This window comes from Candidatus Palauibacter sp., from assembly GCF_965222475.1.
GTDB lineage: Bacteria > Gemmatimonadota > Gemmatimonadetes > Palauibacterales > Palauibacteraceae > Palauibacter.
In genome coordinates, this window is sequence record NZ_CBDCUB010000002.1 from 494998 (window position 1) to 509816 (window position 14819).

The following is a 14819-nucleotide window of genomic DNA, read 5'->3' on the forward strand; positions in this document are numbered from 1 at the left end:
GACGACGTGGACCCAGCCGCCCAGCGCTTCGGGACGCGCGCCGTGCACGCCGGGCAGCGACCCGACCCGACGACCGGCGCGATCATGACGCCGATCTTCCAGACGTCGACCTACGTCCAGGACGCCGTCGGTTCGCCCCGCGGGGGATACGACTACGCGCGGGTCGGCAACCCCACCCGGGACGCGCTGCAGGCCAACCTCGCCGCGCTCGAGAACGGCCGGCACGGCGCCGCCTTCTCCTCGGGCCTGGCCGCCACGGAAGCCATCATCAAGACGGTGCTCGACGCCGGCGACCACCTCATCTGCGGGGCGGACGTCTACGGAGGCGTCGACCGCATGCTGCGATACGTGTGGGTCCGGTTCGGGGTCGCCTTCGATTTCGTGGACACGACCGACCTCGACCGGGTCCGGGCCGCGATCCGGCCCGAAACGCGGCTCATCCACGTCGAGACGCCGAGCAACCCGACGATGACGATCACGGACATCGCGGGTTGCGCCGGGATCGCGCGCGCCGCGGGGGCCGTGCTCTCCGTCGACAACACCTTCGCGACGCCCTTCCTCCAGCGCCCGCTCGACGAGGGGGCGGACATCGTGATGCACTCGACGACGAAGTTCCTCAACGGCCACAGCGACATGATCGGCGGGGCGCTCCTCACGAATTCGGATGAGCTGGCCGAGGGTTTCCGTTTTCAGCAGAGGACGACCGGTGCCGTCCCGGGCCCCTTCGACTGCTGGCTGGTCCTGCGCGGCACCAAGACGCTGCACCTCCGCATGCCGGCTCATTGTTCGAACGCGAGACGCGTCGTGGACCTTCTGCGCGGACACGCCGAGGTCGAATCCGTGCGTTACCCGGGTCTCGAGGACCACCCGCAGCATGAGCTCGCGAAGCGTCAGATGCGCGACTTCGGGTCGATGGTGAGCTTCGATCTCGGTTCGGAGGAACGGGCGAACCGCTTCGCCGCCTCGACCCGGCTCTTCCAGCTCGCGGAGAGCCTCGGCGGCGTCGAGAGTCTCGTCTCGATCCCCTCGTCCATGACCCACGCTTCGGTGCCGGAGGAGAAGAAGAAGGAGATCGGACTCGGTCCGGGACTCGTGCGGCTCTCGGTGGGGGTGGAGGACGGCGACGACCTCGTGGACGACATCACGCAGGCGCTCGCCGCCCTCCGAGCGGGCGTCCGGATGCCTGAAACAGGCGACGGGGGCCTGACGTAGGAGCGGGGGCGCTGACGGCGGGCCCGGCGCGAGGGCGGCGGGCCGAACGCGAAACGGTGTGGCGCGCAGGAGAGTGACCCATGGCGGCAAGCGAAGACAACCAGAGACGGATCCTCACGCAGATCGCCCCGATTTCGTGGGAGCACCCGGCGGACCGGGCGGCCCTCAACGCGCTGCGCAGGATTCCGGGGTTCGACCTCGTCCTGCGCAAGATCTTCGCGCTGTTCGGGGAGCGCGCGCTCAGGCTCGCCTTCAAGGCGAACGCCGTGCGGACATCGGAGAAGCAGTACGCCTGGATCCACGCGCGGCTGGCCCGCGTATGCGAAGTCCTGGACCTGGAGAATCCGCCGGAGTGCTACATCTCGCAGACCCCGATCGTGAACGCGGGCGCCGTCGGCTTCGGGGAGCCGTTCATCGTCCTCAATTCCTCCATGCTCGAGGTGCTCTCGGAGGACGAGGTCGAGGCCGTGCTGGGTCACGAGGTCGGACACATCCTCTCCGGCCACGTGTTCTACCGGACGCTGCTCATCCTGATCTTCAAACTGGTCCTCGTCCGCTACACGCTCGCCGGCCTCGCGCTCGGACCGATCCTCATGGCCCTCTGGGAGTGGTACCGGAAGAGCGAACTCTCCTCGGACCGCGCCGGGGTGCTCGCGGTGCAGAACCCCCGGGTCACGATGTCGGCGCTGATGCAACTCGCGGGCGGCACCCGGGGCGTCGACCTCGACCTCGACGAGTTCATCGCCCAGTCGGACGAATACCGTGAGGGCGGCGATCTCCTCGACGCGGTCTACAAGATCCTCAACGTGCTCGGCCAGACGCACCCGTTCGCGGTCATGCGCGTCGCGGAACTGCGGGACTGGATCGAAGGCGGCGAGTACGAGCGCATCCTCTCGGGCGAGTACCAGCGTCGCGGCGAGAAGGACGACCGCCCCTATCGCGAGGATCTGAAGGAGGCGATGACGGGCTACCAGGAGGGCGCCCGCGAGATCTTCGACGAGGTGGACGCCGCGGTCGACCGGCTGCGCGACCGGATCTCGGAGACGTTCCGGGGCCGCAAGGAACGCTAGCCCGTTGCCGGGCGGGCGCTCGCCCGTCATCCTGCCGCCATGAACCTTCTGATCATCGGGAGCGGCGGCCGCGAGCACGCGATCGCCGACTGTCTGCGGCGAGACGCCCCCGACGCCACGATCCATGCGGCGCCCGGCAATCCGGGCATGCGGGGCACGGCCGAACTCGTCGACATCCCGGCCGGAGACATCCACGCGCTGGTCGAGTTCTCCGTCGAGCACCGCGTCGATCTCACCGTCGTCGGGCCGGAAACGCCGCTCGCCGCGGGGATCGTGGACCGTTTCCGGGAGGCCGGGCTTCCGGTGTTCGGGCCGGACCGCGCCGGGGCCCGGCTGGAAGCTTCGAAAGCCTTCGCCAAGCGGCTCATGCGCGAGCGGGGGGTGCCCACCGCCGACCACGAGACGTTCGACGATCCCGAAGCCGCGCTGGACTACGTCTCGGGTCACGACGAGCCGCTCGTGGTCAAGGCCTCCGGACTCGCCGCCGGGAAGGGCGCCATCGCCTGCGAGTCGCGTGCGGAGGCGCGGACCGCCATCCGGGAGATGATGATCGGAGGCAGGTTCGGCGAGGCGGGCGCACGCGTCGTGATCGAAGAGTTCATGCGGGGCGTCGAGTTGTCCGTCTTCTTCGTCGCGGACGGGGAGCGGGCGGTTCCCCTCCTCACCTCGAGGGACTACAAGCGGGTGGGAGACGGAGATCGCGGACTCAACACCGGGGGGATGGGGGCGTACGCCCCGGCCGCGCCGTCCGGGCCGGCGTTCATCGAGCGGGTGCGGCGGACGATCGCCCAGCCGGTCCTCGAGGCGATGAGCGAGGCGGGCGCGCCGTATCGCGGCTTTCTCTACGCGGGCCTCATGCTCACGGAGGAGGGGCCGCGGGTCGTCGAGTTCAACTGCCGCATGGGGGACCCGGAGACCCAGGTCGTCCTCCCCCTCACGCGCTCGAACCTGCTGGAACCCATGCTCCGCGTGGCTCACGACGATTCGCTTCGCGGCTGGCACCCCGAAGCTGCGACCGGCGCGGCCCTTGTGACGGTCATGGCGAGCGCCGGCTATCCCGAGGGCTCCGACTCGGGGCGGCCGATCAAGATTCCGGCCTTCGACCCGGAGAAGGTCAAGGTGTTTCATGCCGGGACGGCCATTCGCGGGGACCGGCTGGTCACGGCGGGCGGGCGCGTGCTCGGGGTCGCCGGGTTCGGCACCACGCTCGAGGAGGCGGCGCGACGGAGCCGCAAGGCCGTCGAACACATCCGGTTCGAGGGGGCGCACTCGCGCGCCGACATCGGCTGGCACGAACTCGAGCCCGCCCGGCTCCCCGCGGGCGAGCGCGCGCTGATCGCGTCCCCCGGGGACCCGAGGCCGTAACCGGCCGATCGTGCCTGAGCTTCCCGAGGTCGAGACGATGCGGCGCGACCTCGCCCCGCTGCTGCGAGGCCGGCGCATCGCGCGCGTACGCGTCCACCACGACGACCTCATCCTGGGCGGCATGACGGGACCTGCGTTCCGGCGCGCCGTTCGCGGCCGCACCTTCGGGAGCGCGGGACGGCGCGCGAAGTACCTGCTCTTCCCGTTGCACGCCGCGAACGACCTCGAGGGTCCCGTGGAGCGCGTCATGCGCGTGCAGGTGCGCATGACCGGCCGGTTCGCGCTCGCGGCCGACCGACCGGACGGGCCCGATTTCCGGCACCCGGGGGTCGACTTCGTCCTCGACGACGGCCGGACGCTGTTCTACGACGACGTGCGCCGGCTGGGCGGCTTCGACCTGCTGACGCCGGATGCGTGGGAGGCGCGCGCCGCGGCGCTGGGACCCGAACCGCTGGACCGTGCGTTCACCGCCGCGGAACTGGCGCGGATACTCGCGCCGCTACGCGCCCCGATCAAGAACGTCCTTCTGGATCAGAGAAGGCTGGCGGGCGTAGGGAACATCTACGCGAGCGAAGCGCTGCACCGCGCCCGCATCGACCCGCAGCGGGCCGCCGGCTCGCTCGACACGTCCGAGACGCGCCGGCTGCAGCGCGCGGTTCGGGCCGTCCTGCGCGAGGCGCTCGCGGACGCGGGAACGACGTTCCGGGACTACCGGGCCGTGAACGGGCTCTCGGGGTCCTTTCAGACCCGACTTCGCGTCTACCAGCGCGAAGGATCGAGATGCCGGCGCTGCTCCGGGTCGATCGTGCGGATCGTGCAGGCGGGGCGGAGTTCCTTCTTCTGCGCCGACTGCCAGCGCTGACCGGGAGCCGCGTCCCCGCCGCCCGGCGATGCGGTCCGCGGGGCGCCGCCCGCATATTGAGCACCGGCGCGGGTAGAGTGGGCCGGAAGTCGGAGAGCAACGCCGCCGGCCCGCATGTCGCGGGCCCTGTCGCCGCCACTCGAACGGGCGAGATGGAGTGGGCTACTCGGATCACAGCGATCAGACGCTGGTGGAGATGTGTCTCCACGGCGACGAGCGGGCCGCACGGGAGATCGTGCTGCGCTTCGAGCGCCCGGTGTTCTCCCTCATCCTGCGCATGGTTCGTGATCGCGAACTGGCCGAAGACCTGGCCCAGGAGACCTTCGTCCGCACGCTGAACAACCTCCGCCGCTACGACCCCTCCTACAAGTTCTCCTCCTGGATCTTCAAGATCGGCTACAACCTCACGATCGACCATCTCCGGAAGAAGGAACTGAACGTCGTGTCGATCCATGGAGCGCCGGACGCCGTGACCCCGGACCGGCGCGCCGCGACGGAGATCACCCTGGTGTCGCCGGACGAGCGGCCGGATGAGCTTCTCGAGGCGCGCGAACTCGGGTCCGAGATCGAGAAGGCGATCGGGCGGTTGAGGCCCGAATACCGGACGGCGATCCTCCTCAGGCACGTCGAGGGGCACACGTACGACGAGATCGCCGGCGTCATGGACATCCCGCTGGGGACGGTCAAGACCTACATCCATCGGGGCAGAAACGAACTGAAGGCCGCTCTCGTACATCTGACCGAGCCCTAGCCTAGCCTGGCAGTCCGTGGAGTAACCCCGCGTCGCACCGAGAGCGGCGACGCGCGCGCGTGACGAAACCGGCCCGCGAAGGCGAACGTATGTGGACCCCGGGACCGCCTCGCGGAAACAGGAGCGAACGTGCGGCATCTGACGCCTGACGAAATCCAGCGACGCGCCGAAGAGCGAGGCGCTTCGCCCCCGCCCCGGGGCGCAGGGCGGCATCTGGCGTCGTGCGCTCGTTGTCGGCGAGAAGTCGAGGCGCTTCGCGCCGTGCTCGTGCGTCTCGATGGCATGGAACGGCATCGACCCGCGGCCGGGTTCGCGGACGGTGTGGCGCGCCGGATCGACCTGGCGGCGGCCGCACTGGATCGCCAACTGGGCCGGCTCCCCGGCTGGTTGCCGGCGCCCGGCTTCGCGTCCGCGGTGCTGGCCCGCGTGCGGCTCCCGGTGCCGTGGCCCGAACGTCTGCTTCGCTTCGCGCGCCGGCGCCGGGCGGCGCTCGCCACGGCCGGCGCCGCGACGCTGAGCGTTTCGGCAGGGGTCGCGGCCTGGCTGTTCGGAGCCGGAGGCTTCGCGCCCGGCCAACTCCTCGCGTTCACGCTGGATGGCGCGCGGACGGTGCTCGTGGACGCGGCGCTGGCCGCGGGACGGGTCGGGTATCGCCTGGGTCTCGTGGACGCCGGCGGGTCGGTCCTCGATCGGATCAGCCCCGCCGCGGCGCTCACGAGCCTGGCGCTGTCCGGCCTCGCCGGCATGGCGTCGCTGTGGGTCATGACCGCGCTCTTCCGGCGGCCGGCCCGCCAGCCGGTCCGGCTCCGCGGAACGGCCGGCGTCGTCCCGCTCGTGGCGCTTCTCGCCTGCTTCCCGGGACCGCTCCCGGCGAGCGCGCAGGAGGTCGAGATCGCGGACGCCGTGATCACGCTTTCCGCCGGCGGGCGCGCCGAGCTGTGGTTCGAGCTGGAGGACGGAACCGAGCATCGGCTGCGCTTCGAGGGGGAGACCATCGAGCTCGACGGCGCAGTGATCGGCTCCTACGGGGACCCCGGCACGATCGTCGTCGGCTGGCGTGAGTTCCTTCGCGAGCACGCCGGGGAGGACGGCGCGAGGGTGCGCGAGGGCCTCCGTGGCTTCCGCGCCCTGCTGGCCCAGTGGGCCACGGTCCAGACCGGGTCCGAACGGGACGCGGCCCGGGCGCTGGGTCTCCGGCTGGAAGAGATCCTCGAGCCTGCCGTGGAGGCCCCGGCCGTCGCGAGGGCTGACGAGGGAGAGACGGGGCTGCGCCCCGGGTCGTTGCAGATCGTCCCCGGCGGACTTGGCTTCGATGTCGGCGACCGACTGGAACGCCTGCGGGAGGCGCTCCGTCGGCTGGGCACCGCCGGGGAGTCCGTCGAAGGCGATCTGGCCATGATCGTGCACGGAGACTACCGGATCCCGGCGGAGACGACGATCACGGGGGACATCGCGATTCTCGACGGGACGCTGAGCCTGGCCGGCGCGGTCGAAGGCGATGTGCTGCTGCTGGACGGAACGCTCCTGCTCGCCGACGCTGCCCGGGTGGAGGGCGATGTGCTCCGGGTCGGGGGCGAACTCCTCTTCCGCGGGGAGATGGCCACGGTCGGGGGCGAGATCCTGTCCGACATCGCGCTCGCCGAGCCCGACCCCGCCACGGAGGCCGCTCCGCGATCGCCGCCCGGTGCGGCGGCCGAGGTGGTCACCGCCTCGGCCCGGCAGCGTCCACGCAGACAGGGGCCCGGGTCCCGCTTCGTCCGCAACCTGGGCAACGCGGTCGAAGGTCTGATCGGGGCCATCTCCACCCTCGTCGGCCTCGTCGTGCTGGGGCTGCTCCTCGTCTACTTCGCGCGGAGCCGGCTCGAGACCGTCTCGGATACGGTGCGGCGCGAGTTCGCTCGCTCCTTCGCCATGGGGCTCGCCGGACAGATCCTCTTCTTCCCCGCCCTCCTCGTGCTCATCGTATTCCTCATCACGTGGCCCGTCGTGCCTTTCTTCGTGCTCACGGCAGCGCTCGCCGGGCTCGCGGGGTACGTCGCGGTGGCGCACGGCGCCGGCGAGATGTTCGCCCGCCGCCGCTATCGCTACGCGTGGCTGGAGGGACTCCGGCGATCGAACTCCTATTACTACGTCGGCAGCGGACTCGTCCTGCTCATCCTCCCGTTTGCCGCGGGCGCGCTCCTGTGGGTGTTCGGCGGCGCGGCGGGCTTCGTACGCGGCCTGATCTTCTTCGTGGCGGGCCTCGGGACCTGGGTCCTGGTCACAGCGGGGTTCGGAGGCGTGCTGCTCACGCGCGCCGGCAGCCGCAGCGTGGTCGTCGACTGGTCGGCCGGAGCCGAGCCCGCAGACGTCGGGATCGAGGTCGATGTCGGCGATGAGCCTTCCGGCCCGGCCCCCGATGCCTGATTCGGGCCCCTGCCGAGCCCTGACGGCGGCCTGCCTCTCCCTGATCCCGATCTGTGCGGCCTCGCCCGCAGCCGGGCAGGAATGGCATGACTTCCGGTCGGCGCGACAGGTCGGGGATGTGGAAGGGCTGGACGTGCATTTGCTCTACGCGGGGGGCACCCTGCGGGTCTCTCCGGGGGAACCGGCGCTGCTCTACGACGCGCGGCTCCTCTATGATGCCGGGCGCTCGGCACCCGGCCGGAACTGGCGCCGCGACGGCGACACCGGACGGCTGTGGTTCGGCACGACGTTGCTCCCCGAACGCGGGGATGAGGAGGACGCCGCGGCTCGCCTGGACGAGTGGGATCCGGATTTCGACCTCGCGGACCTGGACCGCGGTCTCGATCAGGGCGGACGTCTCGCGTTCTCCGTCCACCCGTCCGTGCCCACTACGCTTCGGGTCGGCGTGGGGGCCGGGCGGGCCCGGCTCGAGCTCGGCGGGATGACGCTCACGGCGTTCGAGTTCCTGACGGGCGCCGGCGACGTCCGGATCGGCTTCGCGCGCGAGAACCGGGTGCCGATGGAACTCTTGTCGATGAAGTCGGGCGCGACGGGGCTCGTGGCCGAGAACCTCGGCAATGCCCGCTTCGAGCGCATGGAGTTCGACGGCGTCGTCGGGGATGTCGTGCTCGACTTTTCGGGTGCATGGCGCTCCAGCGCCGAGGCGGAGGTCCGGATGGCGCTGGGCGAGTTGGTCATGCGGGTTCCGTCCGAGATCGGCGTGCGCGTGCGGCGGCGCGGACTCGCATCCCTTGCGGCGGAGGACTTCCGGAAGGTGGGGGACGCCTACCTGAGCCCCAACTGGGAATCGGCTCGGGTGCGGTTGGAGATCACCCTCGTGGCGGGGCTCGGGAGCGTCACGGTCGAGCGCGGATAGCCGCCTACGCCCGAGTCCGGCCCCGCTTCGCCTCCAGCTCCTCCAGCCGGGCCGTGGCGGTCGTCGCGATGCGACCGAATGCCCGGGCCTCCGGCGCGTCCGGCCTCCCCATGGAGGTCGGGATTCCGCGGTCGCCCTCCTCGCGGACGGCCACGCCGAGCGGGACGGCCCCCAGGAAGGGAACGTCGATCGATGCGGCGAGCCGCTCCCCCCCGCCCGCGCCGAAGATGTCGTGCGTCTCTCCACACCCGGGACACGCGAAGCCGCGCATGTTCTCGACGATCCCGAGGACGGGCACCTCCAGCTTCTCGAACATCCGGATGCCGCGGAGCATGCCGCCGACGGCGACATCCTGAGGCGTCGTGACCATCACGGCGCCATCCACCCGCACGAGCTGGCAGAGCGACAGCTGAGCGTCGCCGGTCCCCGGGGGGAGGTCGATGACGAGGTAGTCGAGTTCGCCCCAGGCCACCTGCTGCAGGAACTGCCGGATCACTCCCATGATGATGGGCCCGCGCCAGATCGCCGGAGCATCTTCCTCGATCAGAAACCCGATGCTCATGAGCTTCACCCCGTGCGCCTCCAGCGGCACGACCTCCTCACGATCGATCCGGGGCTTCTCCTGTATGCCGAACATGGTCGGGATGTCGGGACCGTAGATGTCGGCGTCGAGCAGGCCGACGCGGTGTCCGCCGCGGCTCCAGCTGGCGGCGAGATTCGTCGAGACAGTGGATTTTCCGACGCCCCCCTTCCCCGAACTGACGGCGACGACGCGCCGGACGCCCGGCATGGGCGGGGCCTCCGATGGGTGCCGGCGGGACGCTTCGCGGTCATCCCCCTTGGGAGGAGGGGCGGGACGCTTCGGCGCCGGGTCCATGATCGGGAGCGGCCGGGGGCCGCGCGCGGGGGTGTCGGACACAGGGGTTCGGCGCCTGGCTAGGCGACGGCCTCGACCGAGTGGACCACGGGAAGCGCGTGCCGCAACTGATGCTCGATTCCGGCCCGGAGGGTGGCAGTGGACATGGGACAGTCGTAGCAGGCGCCGACGAGTCGAACTTCGACGAGGCCGTGCTCGGGCTCGAAGGAGACGAGTTGGATGTCGCCGCCGTCGCCCCGCACAGCCGGGCGGATGTCGTCGAGGATCTTCTCGATCTGGTCGAGCGTGCTCTCGCCGGTGGCGGTACTCAAGTCAGTCGGGTCCTGGCGCGGGTCGGGGGCGATTCCATACCCCTCGGGTGCCCTGAAAACCGGCTCCCATGGCACCGGCGAAAGTTAGGATTCCGCCGTCCGGCGGTCAACGAGAGCGAGGGGGATCCGAGGACATCCCCGGCGCTTCGCGCGGAAGGAAGTGGAGCGTGTCCGCAGCGGGGTCGGGCGGCCGGCCGGGTTGAAGCTCGATCAGCGGGCTCTCGGCCCACACGGCGGCCATGTCGCGGTAGTGGGGGTCGAGAGGGTTGCCGGACTGGCCCGTCGGGAGGAGGAAGTGGCCCGTCATCCGGCCGGGCGCAGCGCGGGCGACGAACCGCGCGCTGGGCCCGTACTCGCTCACGACGGGAAGGTGCCACGCGGTCGAGTCGAGCCGGGCTCTCAGCGACGGGGCGTCGGGGCGCACGGTGTGACGTCCGCCGCGGGAGGGGTACGGACCGACGTGGAAGCCGAAGACGCGGTCGAGGAGTCCGACGGTCCCGAGCGGGTGGGCCGAGCGCTCGCCGTGGACCTCCCCCCAGGCACGGCCGAGCGACCCCGCGGCGGTCCGCGCGGCTTCCTCCTCCAGCGTCTCCAGCGTCTCGATCCCGGGCGTCCCGGGGTCGTCGATCCAGACGGTCACATCGTTCTCGACGATCTCCATGAAGGCGAGGTCGGGAAACCAGCCATCTCCTTCCGCGAACTCATCCGCGACGAGGAGTTCGCGGAGCCGGTAGAGCCAGGTGTAGAAGGGCGCCGCTCCGAGCGACGTGGTTTCCGTGCGCAGGTCCCATGCCTCGAGGACGGCCGCGAGCGAGTCGAGACCCGCGCGGCGGGCCGCGCCGACCGCGCGCGGACGGTAACGCTCCGCCCACAGGCTGTAGCTGTCCAGCTGGGTCGACCGCATCTCGTCGACGGTCCAGTCCGTGGCGCTCGAGACGAGGTCCTCGACGCGCCGCGCCCTGAAGGGGGCCGGGTAGTCGACGCCCACCCGGCCGTATGCCGGCCGGGACTGCAGGTTGTTCGCACTGACGAGGTAGCCGCTCCCGGGCGCACGAAGCGCCGGCATCGCGTCGGGAGGCCAGAATCCCGTCCAGCCCGCCGGCATGCGCTCGAAGGAGATCGGCAACGCCCCCGAGCCGGGCGGCCGGTTCGGGACGGAACCTCCCATGCGGTATCCGATCTCCCCCTCCGGCGTCGCGTAGATCACGTTCTGGTGCGGGGACCGGAAGCGCGCCACGGCCGCCTCGAAAGCGGTCGCATCGCCCGCCCGGTTCATGCCGCGAAGGCCCGCCACGGCACCGCCGGGCTCGAGCCCGGTCCAAAGCATGGAGAGCGTGAGACCGCCGGCAGGCACGAGGTCGGTGAGTACGGGCCCGCGGACGGTCTCGCGGACGACCCACGTCTCCGGTTCGTCCCGGCCCCGTACCGTGATCTCCTCGGTCCGCGACTCGAAGGGGCGCCACCCGTCGGTATCCCGGTACATCGACCTGTCGAGGTTCGTCCCCTCGACGATGAAGTCGGCGTCGTCGACCATGGCATTCGTGAACGCCCACGCGACATCGCGATTGAGTCCGATGACGACGCCCGGGACGCCCGGGATCGAGAGTCCGGCCACGGCTTGCTCGGGCTCCCTCCACGCGATGGCGTTAAGATACCAGGTCGAGGGGGCGCGTAGCGCCAGGTGGGGATCGTTCGCGAGCAGAGGGTACCCGTCCGCCGTACGCGATCCCGCCAGGGCCCAGGAGTTCGACGCCCGGAAGCCCAGATCGAGCAGGGACAGGCGGGGCGGCCCGCCGCTGGGAGCGCTTCCGGATACGGACGCGGCGGCGATCTCCGCGACCTCCGGCTCCGAGCCTCTTGCGAGGCGCGGGGGCGCGGTCCCCGCCGGGAGCGTGTCCTGGAGAATCGTGGGCCCCCACGCCGGATAGCCCGCGCCGAGGGCACGCCGATGGGCGACGTCCAGCGTCGCCAGCGCGCGGGTCCGCGACAGTTCGGTGCGCCATTCGGTGAGATCCAGCGCCATGATGCGGCCGATCGAGAGCGAGGCCTGCGCGCTCCACGGTTGTGGCTCGATCCCGAGCAGGAGGAACTCCGGGGGCCACGGCCCGCGCCAGCTCGCGATGCGGGCGTTCACGCCCTGCGCGTAGGCCTCGACGACGGCCCGGTCCGCGGGCGTCGCGGATTCGAGTTCCCGGCCGGCCGCCGACCACACGTCGAGCGTCCGCATGAGCCGGTCCGCGTCGAGCGCCGCCTCGCCGAAGAGTTCCGCCAGACGCCCGCGCGCCACGCGCTGGAAGAACTCCAGCTGCCACAGCCGCTCCGAGGCGTGCACGAATCCCTGGACCCGCATCGCGTCGAGTTCGGTGGCGGCCGAGATGGAGGGGATGGCCCATTCGTCGAAGGTCGCCGCGGCCGCCCCGGTGAGGCCCGCGATCGCGTGTTCGCCGGAACGTGGCTGTATCGACCGCTGCAGTTGGAAGAAGGCGAAGGTCGCGACGAGCCCCCCGGCCACCCCCAGCGCCGCGAGGACCGCGGTCGTCCGGCGACGCAGCCTCACCGGTCCTCGCGCTCCTCATCCGGAGGCGGGCCCGCGTCGCGCAGCGCCCGGCCGAGCGACACGTACCGGTCGCCATCGCGGATCACGAGCGCGCGGGTTACGAGGTCCTCGAGCACCCCCCGCACCCGCTCCACCGGGAGATCGAGCCGGTTCGCGAGGGGAGACGCACGGGTGCGACCCAGCACCCAGATCTCCCGCCACACGGCGACCGTGCCCGAGTCGAGGGCACCCATGAGCAGGGGTTGCCCGTCCGCGCTCTCCCCCGCCGCCGCCAGGCCCTGCCGCCGGAGGGCGGACTCGATCGGCTCGAGGTGATGTTCGGCGATCCCGCGGAAGAGGACGAACCGACGCCGGGTCGAAGGGTCGGACGCGAGGAGGACCAGCTTCGCCACGACCTCGTCCGCGCACGAAAAATCGATCACGGGGACGTGGCGGAGGTCGAGGACCGCGAGGACGGTGCGGCCCGCCGCGGCGATCTGGCGTTCGACGTTCGTCCGCACCGTACGGCCGGTGGGCCGGGTGACGAGATAGCTGAAGAGCCTGGTGTGGGCGATCGCCGGTCTCATGGCATCACGACTCCCCCCGACCCACCCGCTCCGGCAGCACGATGAGGACCTGAGCGCCCGGGAATCGCGTGAGCCCGGTCCGGAGCGACTCGGCGTCGTCCCACGCCGGAACGCGGGCGATCATCGCGTCGCCGCTCCGGATCCGGACGACGCCGTTCCACTTGATGACCTGGCTCCGAATCGCCTGCAGCCCCTGGCCGCGCCCCGGGTCGGCGAACCTCGATTCGCCGCGCAGGAAGGCGGCCTCGAGCACCGAGGCGGCCGACCACGATTCGCCCGTGCGGCGCGCGTGTTCGGCGCCCAGCGAGCCCTCGAACCCGACCCCGACGTCCATCACCGCGAGCACGACCACGTCGCGGCCGAGGCGGCGCTTCCACCGATAGCGCTGGGCGCAAACCCAGCCGATCGAGCCGGCGTGTTCGAGGATGTTCTGGCATACCTCCGACAGCATGACCGAGAAGTGGATCACGGCCGGCCTCGGGTAGCCGAGCCGCCGGTGGAGGATCCGCTGCGCGCGCTCGCGGACGCCCTCCACGACCGAATGCACATCCTCGTGCGAACGGATCGCCGTGACTTCGATCAGCGCCTCGGTGATGCTGGGCGGGCGCGGTGGCACCGCCTTGAGGTCGAACACCTCGGCCGCCGCGGTCCAGAAGTGCATCCGGTTGATGTAGGAGCGGACCTCCGCATCCCGGGGAGGCTCGATCAGCGGAGGCAGCCCGGTGCGGAGGCGCGCTTCCTGCCCGACCGCGAGCAGGCCGATGAGCCCGTACGGCGACACCCAGCGCACCGCCCGGGCGTCGAGCAGCAGCCGGGCCTGCTCGTCGCAGCCGGAGCGCAGGCGGCCGATGAGCACCTCGAACGCCGCCTCGTCCAGCGTGGCGGGGACCCGGACGACCCGGCTCACGCGGGACCTCGCTCCCGCCCGCGCGGGGCGCCGGTGAGCAGGCCCGTCTCGGACCGCAGGAATTCTCCCAGGCCCGTCGCTCCGCGGAAACCGGCGTTCTGCCGGGCGGCCCCCGTCGCGGCGCGCATCGAGTCCTCGAGACCCTCCCCGCCCATCATCCTCGCGAAGCAGGTGGCCCCCCATACATCTCCGCAGCCTGTGGGGTCACCGCCCGCGACGGCGGACTCCGGCTCGACCTTCCCGCTCACCAGGGCCTCGGCCGGTCCCAGCGCGTGCAGGGGAAGGCGCGGCGCGGTCGGCGCCTCCCGGAAACCGCGCGTCGCGACCCAGGCCGAGCCCCGCTCGCCGAGGGTGACGAGGAGCCCGCGCGTCACCGGTCCGACGACATCGGCGGCCAGCGCCCAGGGGTCGTCCCAGCCCGCGGCGAGCGTCATGAGTTCGTCCTCGTTGAGTTGCACGATGTCGAAACACGAGAGCCAGGCCCGCCAGTCAGCGAGGGGTCGCGGCGCACGAAAGCCGTCCGCCCCGACCCCCAGCATCAGCGAGTGCAGGTCGGCGTAGACCGGACCGGCCGTCGCGGGCCGCAGCGCGGCGGCGGCCGGCAGATCCAGCTCCCAGCCCGCGATGAAGTTCACGTAGACGGCGTCGCACGACCGCGCGAGCGGCAGCACCTCCTCCGCGGTCCATCCCGGCACCCCGCCCGTGAGCTTCTCGCACCGCCGCGCCTCGTCGCGGTAGACGAGTTCGACCCGATTGTTCGGTTCCGGCACGGTGCGGACGCCGTCGAGGGAGTCGAGACGCTCGAGGCTCCCGAGGAAGACGTCAGCGGCCTCACGCATGTCCTGTCCGATCTTGATGATCGGGAAGAGGGACCAGTCCTCCCGGAGCGCCGCATCGGCGGCGGCGAGCGCGTAGGCGATCCCGCCCCACTCGCGGACCGGCGCCTCCCGGCCCATATGGCGCGCGCGGATCGTATCCCACACCATCGTCCCCACGATCCCCAGCCGCGGCATTCGAAA

Annotated in this window: 13 protein-coding genes; 7 read left to right on the plus strand and 6 right to left on the minus strand. The window is 71.5% G+C overall.

Going from position 1 to position 14819, the window contains the following annotated elements:
* Nucleotides 1–6: 6 nt before the first annotated feature.
* The 7 genes from ACOQPP_RS07565 to ACOQPP_RS07595 all read left to right on the plus strand — a co-directional run bounded on the left by ACOQPP_RS07565 (nucleotide 7) and on the right by ACOQPP_RS07595 (nucleotide 8582).
* Nucleotides 7–1212, plus strand: coding sequence for a cystathionine gamma-synthase (locus tag ACOQPP_RS07565; protein ID WP_419164766.1), 1206 nt, complete (start codon nucleotides 7–9; stop codon nucleotides 1210–1212).
* An 80-nt stretch (nucleotides 1213–1292) separates the two neighbouring features.
* The gene (locus ACOQPP_RS07570) at nucleotides 1293–2282 is read left to right on the plus strand and encodes a M48 family metallopeptidase (protein WP_419164765.1); all 990 of its coding nucleotides are present in this window, start codon (nucleotides 1293–1295) and stop codon (nucleotides 2280–2282) included.
* A 39-nt stretch (nucleotides 2283–2321) separates the two neighbouring features.
* Complete coding sequence (gene purD, locus ACOQPP_RS07575; protein ID WP_420636189.1) at nucleotides 2322–3647, plus strand: phosphoribosylamine--glycine ligase; 1326 nt, start codon at nucleotides 2322–2324, stop codon at nucleotides 3645–3647.
* 10 nt (nucleotides 3648–3657) lie between these two features.
* Nucleotides 3658–4509: a bifunctional DNA-formamidopyrimidine glycosylase/DNA-(apurinic or apyrimidinic site) lyase gene (gene mutM, locus ACOQPP_RS07580; RefSeq protein WP_419164763.1), complete on the plus strand. Its 852-nt coding sequence runs from the start codon at nucleotides 3658–3660 to the stop codon at nucleotides 4507–4509.
* Between the two features lie 157 nt (nucleotides 4510–4666).
* Entirely contained in the window at nucleotides 4667–5260 is a 594-nt protein-coding gene (locus ACOQPP_RS07585) for an RNA polymerase sigma factor (RefSeq protein ID WP_419164762.1), read from the plus strand.
* 282 nt (nucleotides 5261–5542) lie between these two features.
* Nucleotides 5543–7666 carry a hypothetical protein gene (locus tag ACOQPP_RS07590; RefSeq protein ID WP_420636190.1) on the plus strand — a complete coding sequence of 708 codons (2124 nt, stop codon included), beginning with the start codon at nucleotides 5543–5545 and terminating at the stop codon, nucleotides 7664–7666.
* A complete protein-coding gene (locus ACOQPP_RS07595) occupies nucleotides 7659–8582 on the plus strand; it encodes a hypothetical protein (protein ID WP_419164760.1) in 924 nt (307 codons plus the stop codon). The genes ACOQPP_RS07590 and ACOQPP_RS07595 overlap by 8 nt, the downstream gene beginning before the upstream one ends.
* 4 nt (nucleotides 8583–8586) lie before the next feature.
* On the opposite strand, the gene ACOQPP_RS07600 is transcribed toward ACOQPP_RS07595, so the two are convergent.
* The 6 genes from ACOQPP_RS07600 to ACOQPP_RS07625 form a co-directional block, all read right to left on the minus strand.
* Complete coding sequence (locus ACOQPP_RS07600) at nucleotides 8587–9372, minus strand: Mrp/NBP35 family ATP-binding protein (RefSeq protein ID WP_419164759.1); 786 nt, start codon at nucleotides 9370–9372, stop codon at nucleotides 8587–8589.
* 146 nt (nucleotides 9373–9518) lie between these two features.
* Nucleotides 9519–9770, minus strand: a complete 252-nt coding sequence (locus tag ACOQPP_RS07605; RefSeq protein WP_419164758.1) for a NifU family protein — start codon at nucleotides 9768–9770, stop codon at nucleotides 9519–9521.
* A 106-nt stretch (nucleotides 9771–9876) separates the two neighbouring features.
* Complete coding sequence (locus tag ACOQPP_RS07610; protein ID WP_420636191.1) at nucleotides 9877–12327, minus strand: penicillin acylase family protein; 2451 nt, start codon at nucleotides 12325–12327, stop codon at nucleotides 9877–9879.
* Nucleotides 12324–12893: a hypothetical protein gene (locus ACOQPP_RS07615; RefSeq protein ID WP_419164756.1), complete on the minus strand. Its 570-nt coding sequence runs from the start codon at nucleotides 12891–12893 to the stop codon at nucleotides 12324–12326. The genes ACOQPP_RS07610 and ACOQPP_RS07615 overlap by 4 nt, the downstream gene beginning before the upstream one ends.
* Nucleotides 12894–12897: 4 nt before the next feature.
* Nucleotides 12898–13800 carry a hypothetical protein gene (locus ACOQPP_RS07620; protein WP_419164755.1) on the minus strand — a complete coding sequence of 301 codons (903 nt, stop codon included), beginning with the start codon at nucleotides 13798–13800 and terminating at the stop codon, nucleotides 12898–12900.
* The gene (locus tag ACOQPP_RS07625) at nucleotides 13797–14813 is read right to left on the minus strand and encodes a hypothetical protein (protein WP_419164754.1); all 1017 of its coding nucleotides are present in this window, start codon (nucleotides 14811–14813) and stop codon (nucleotides 13797–13799) included. Before ACOQPP_RS07625 ends, ACOQPP_RS07620 begins: the two co-directional genes overlap by 4 nt.
* Nucleotides 14814–14819 lie beyond the last annotated feature (6 nt).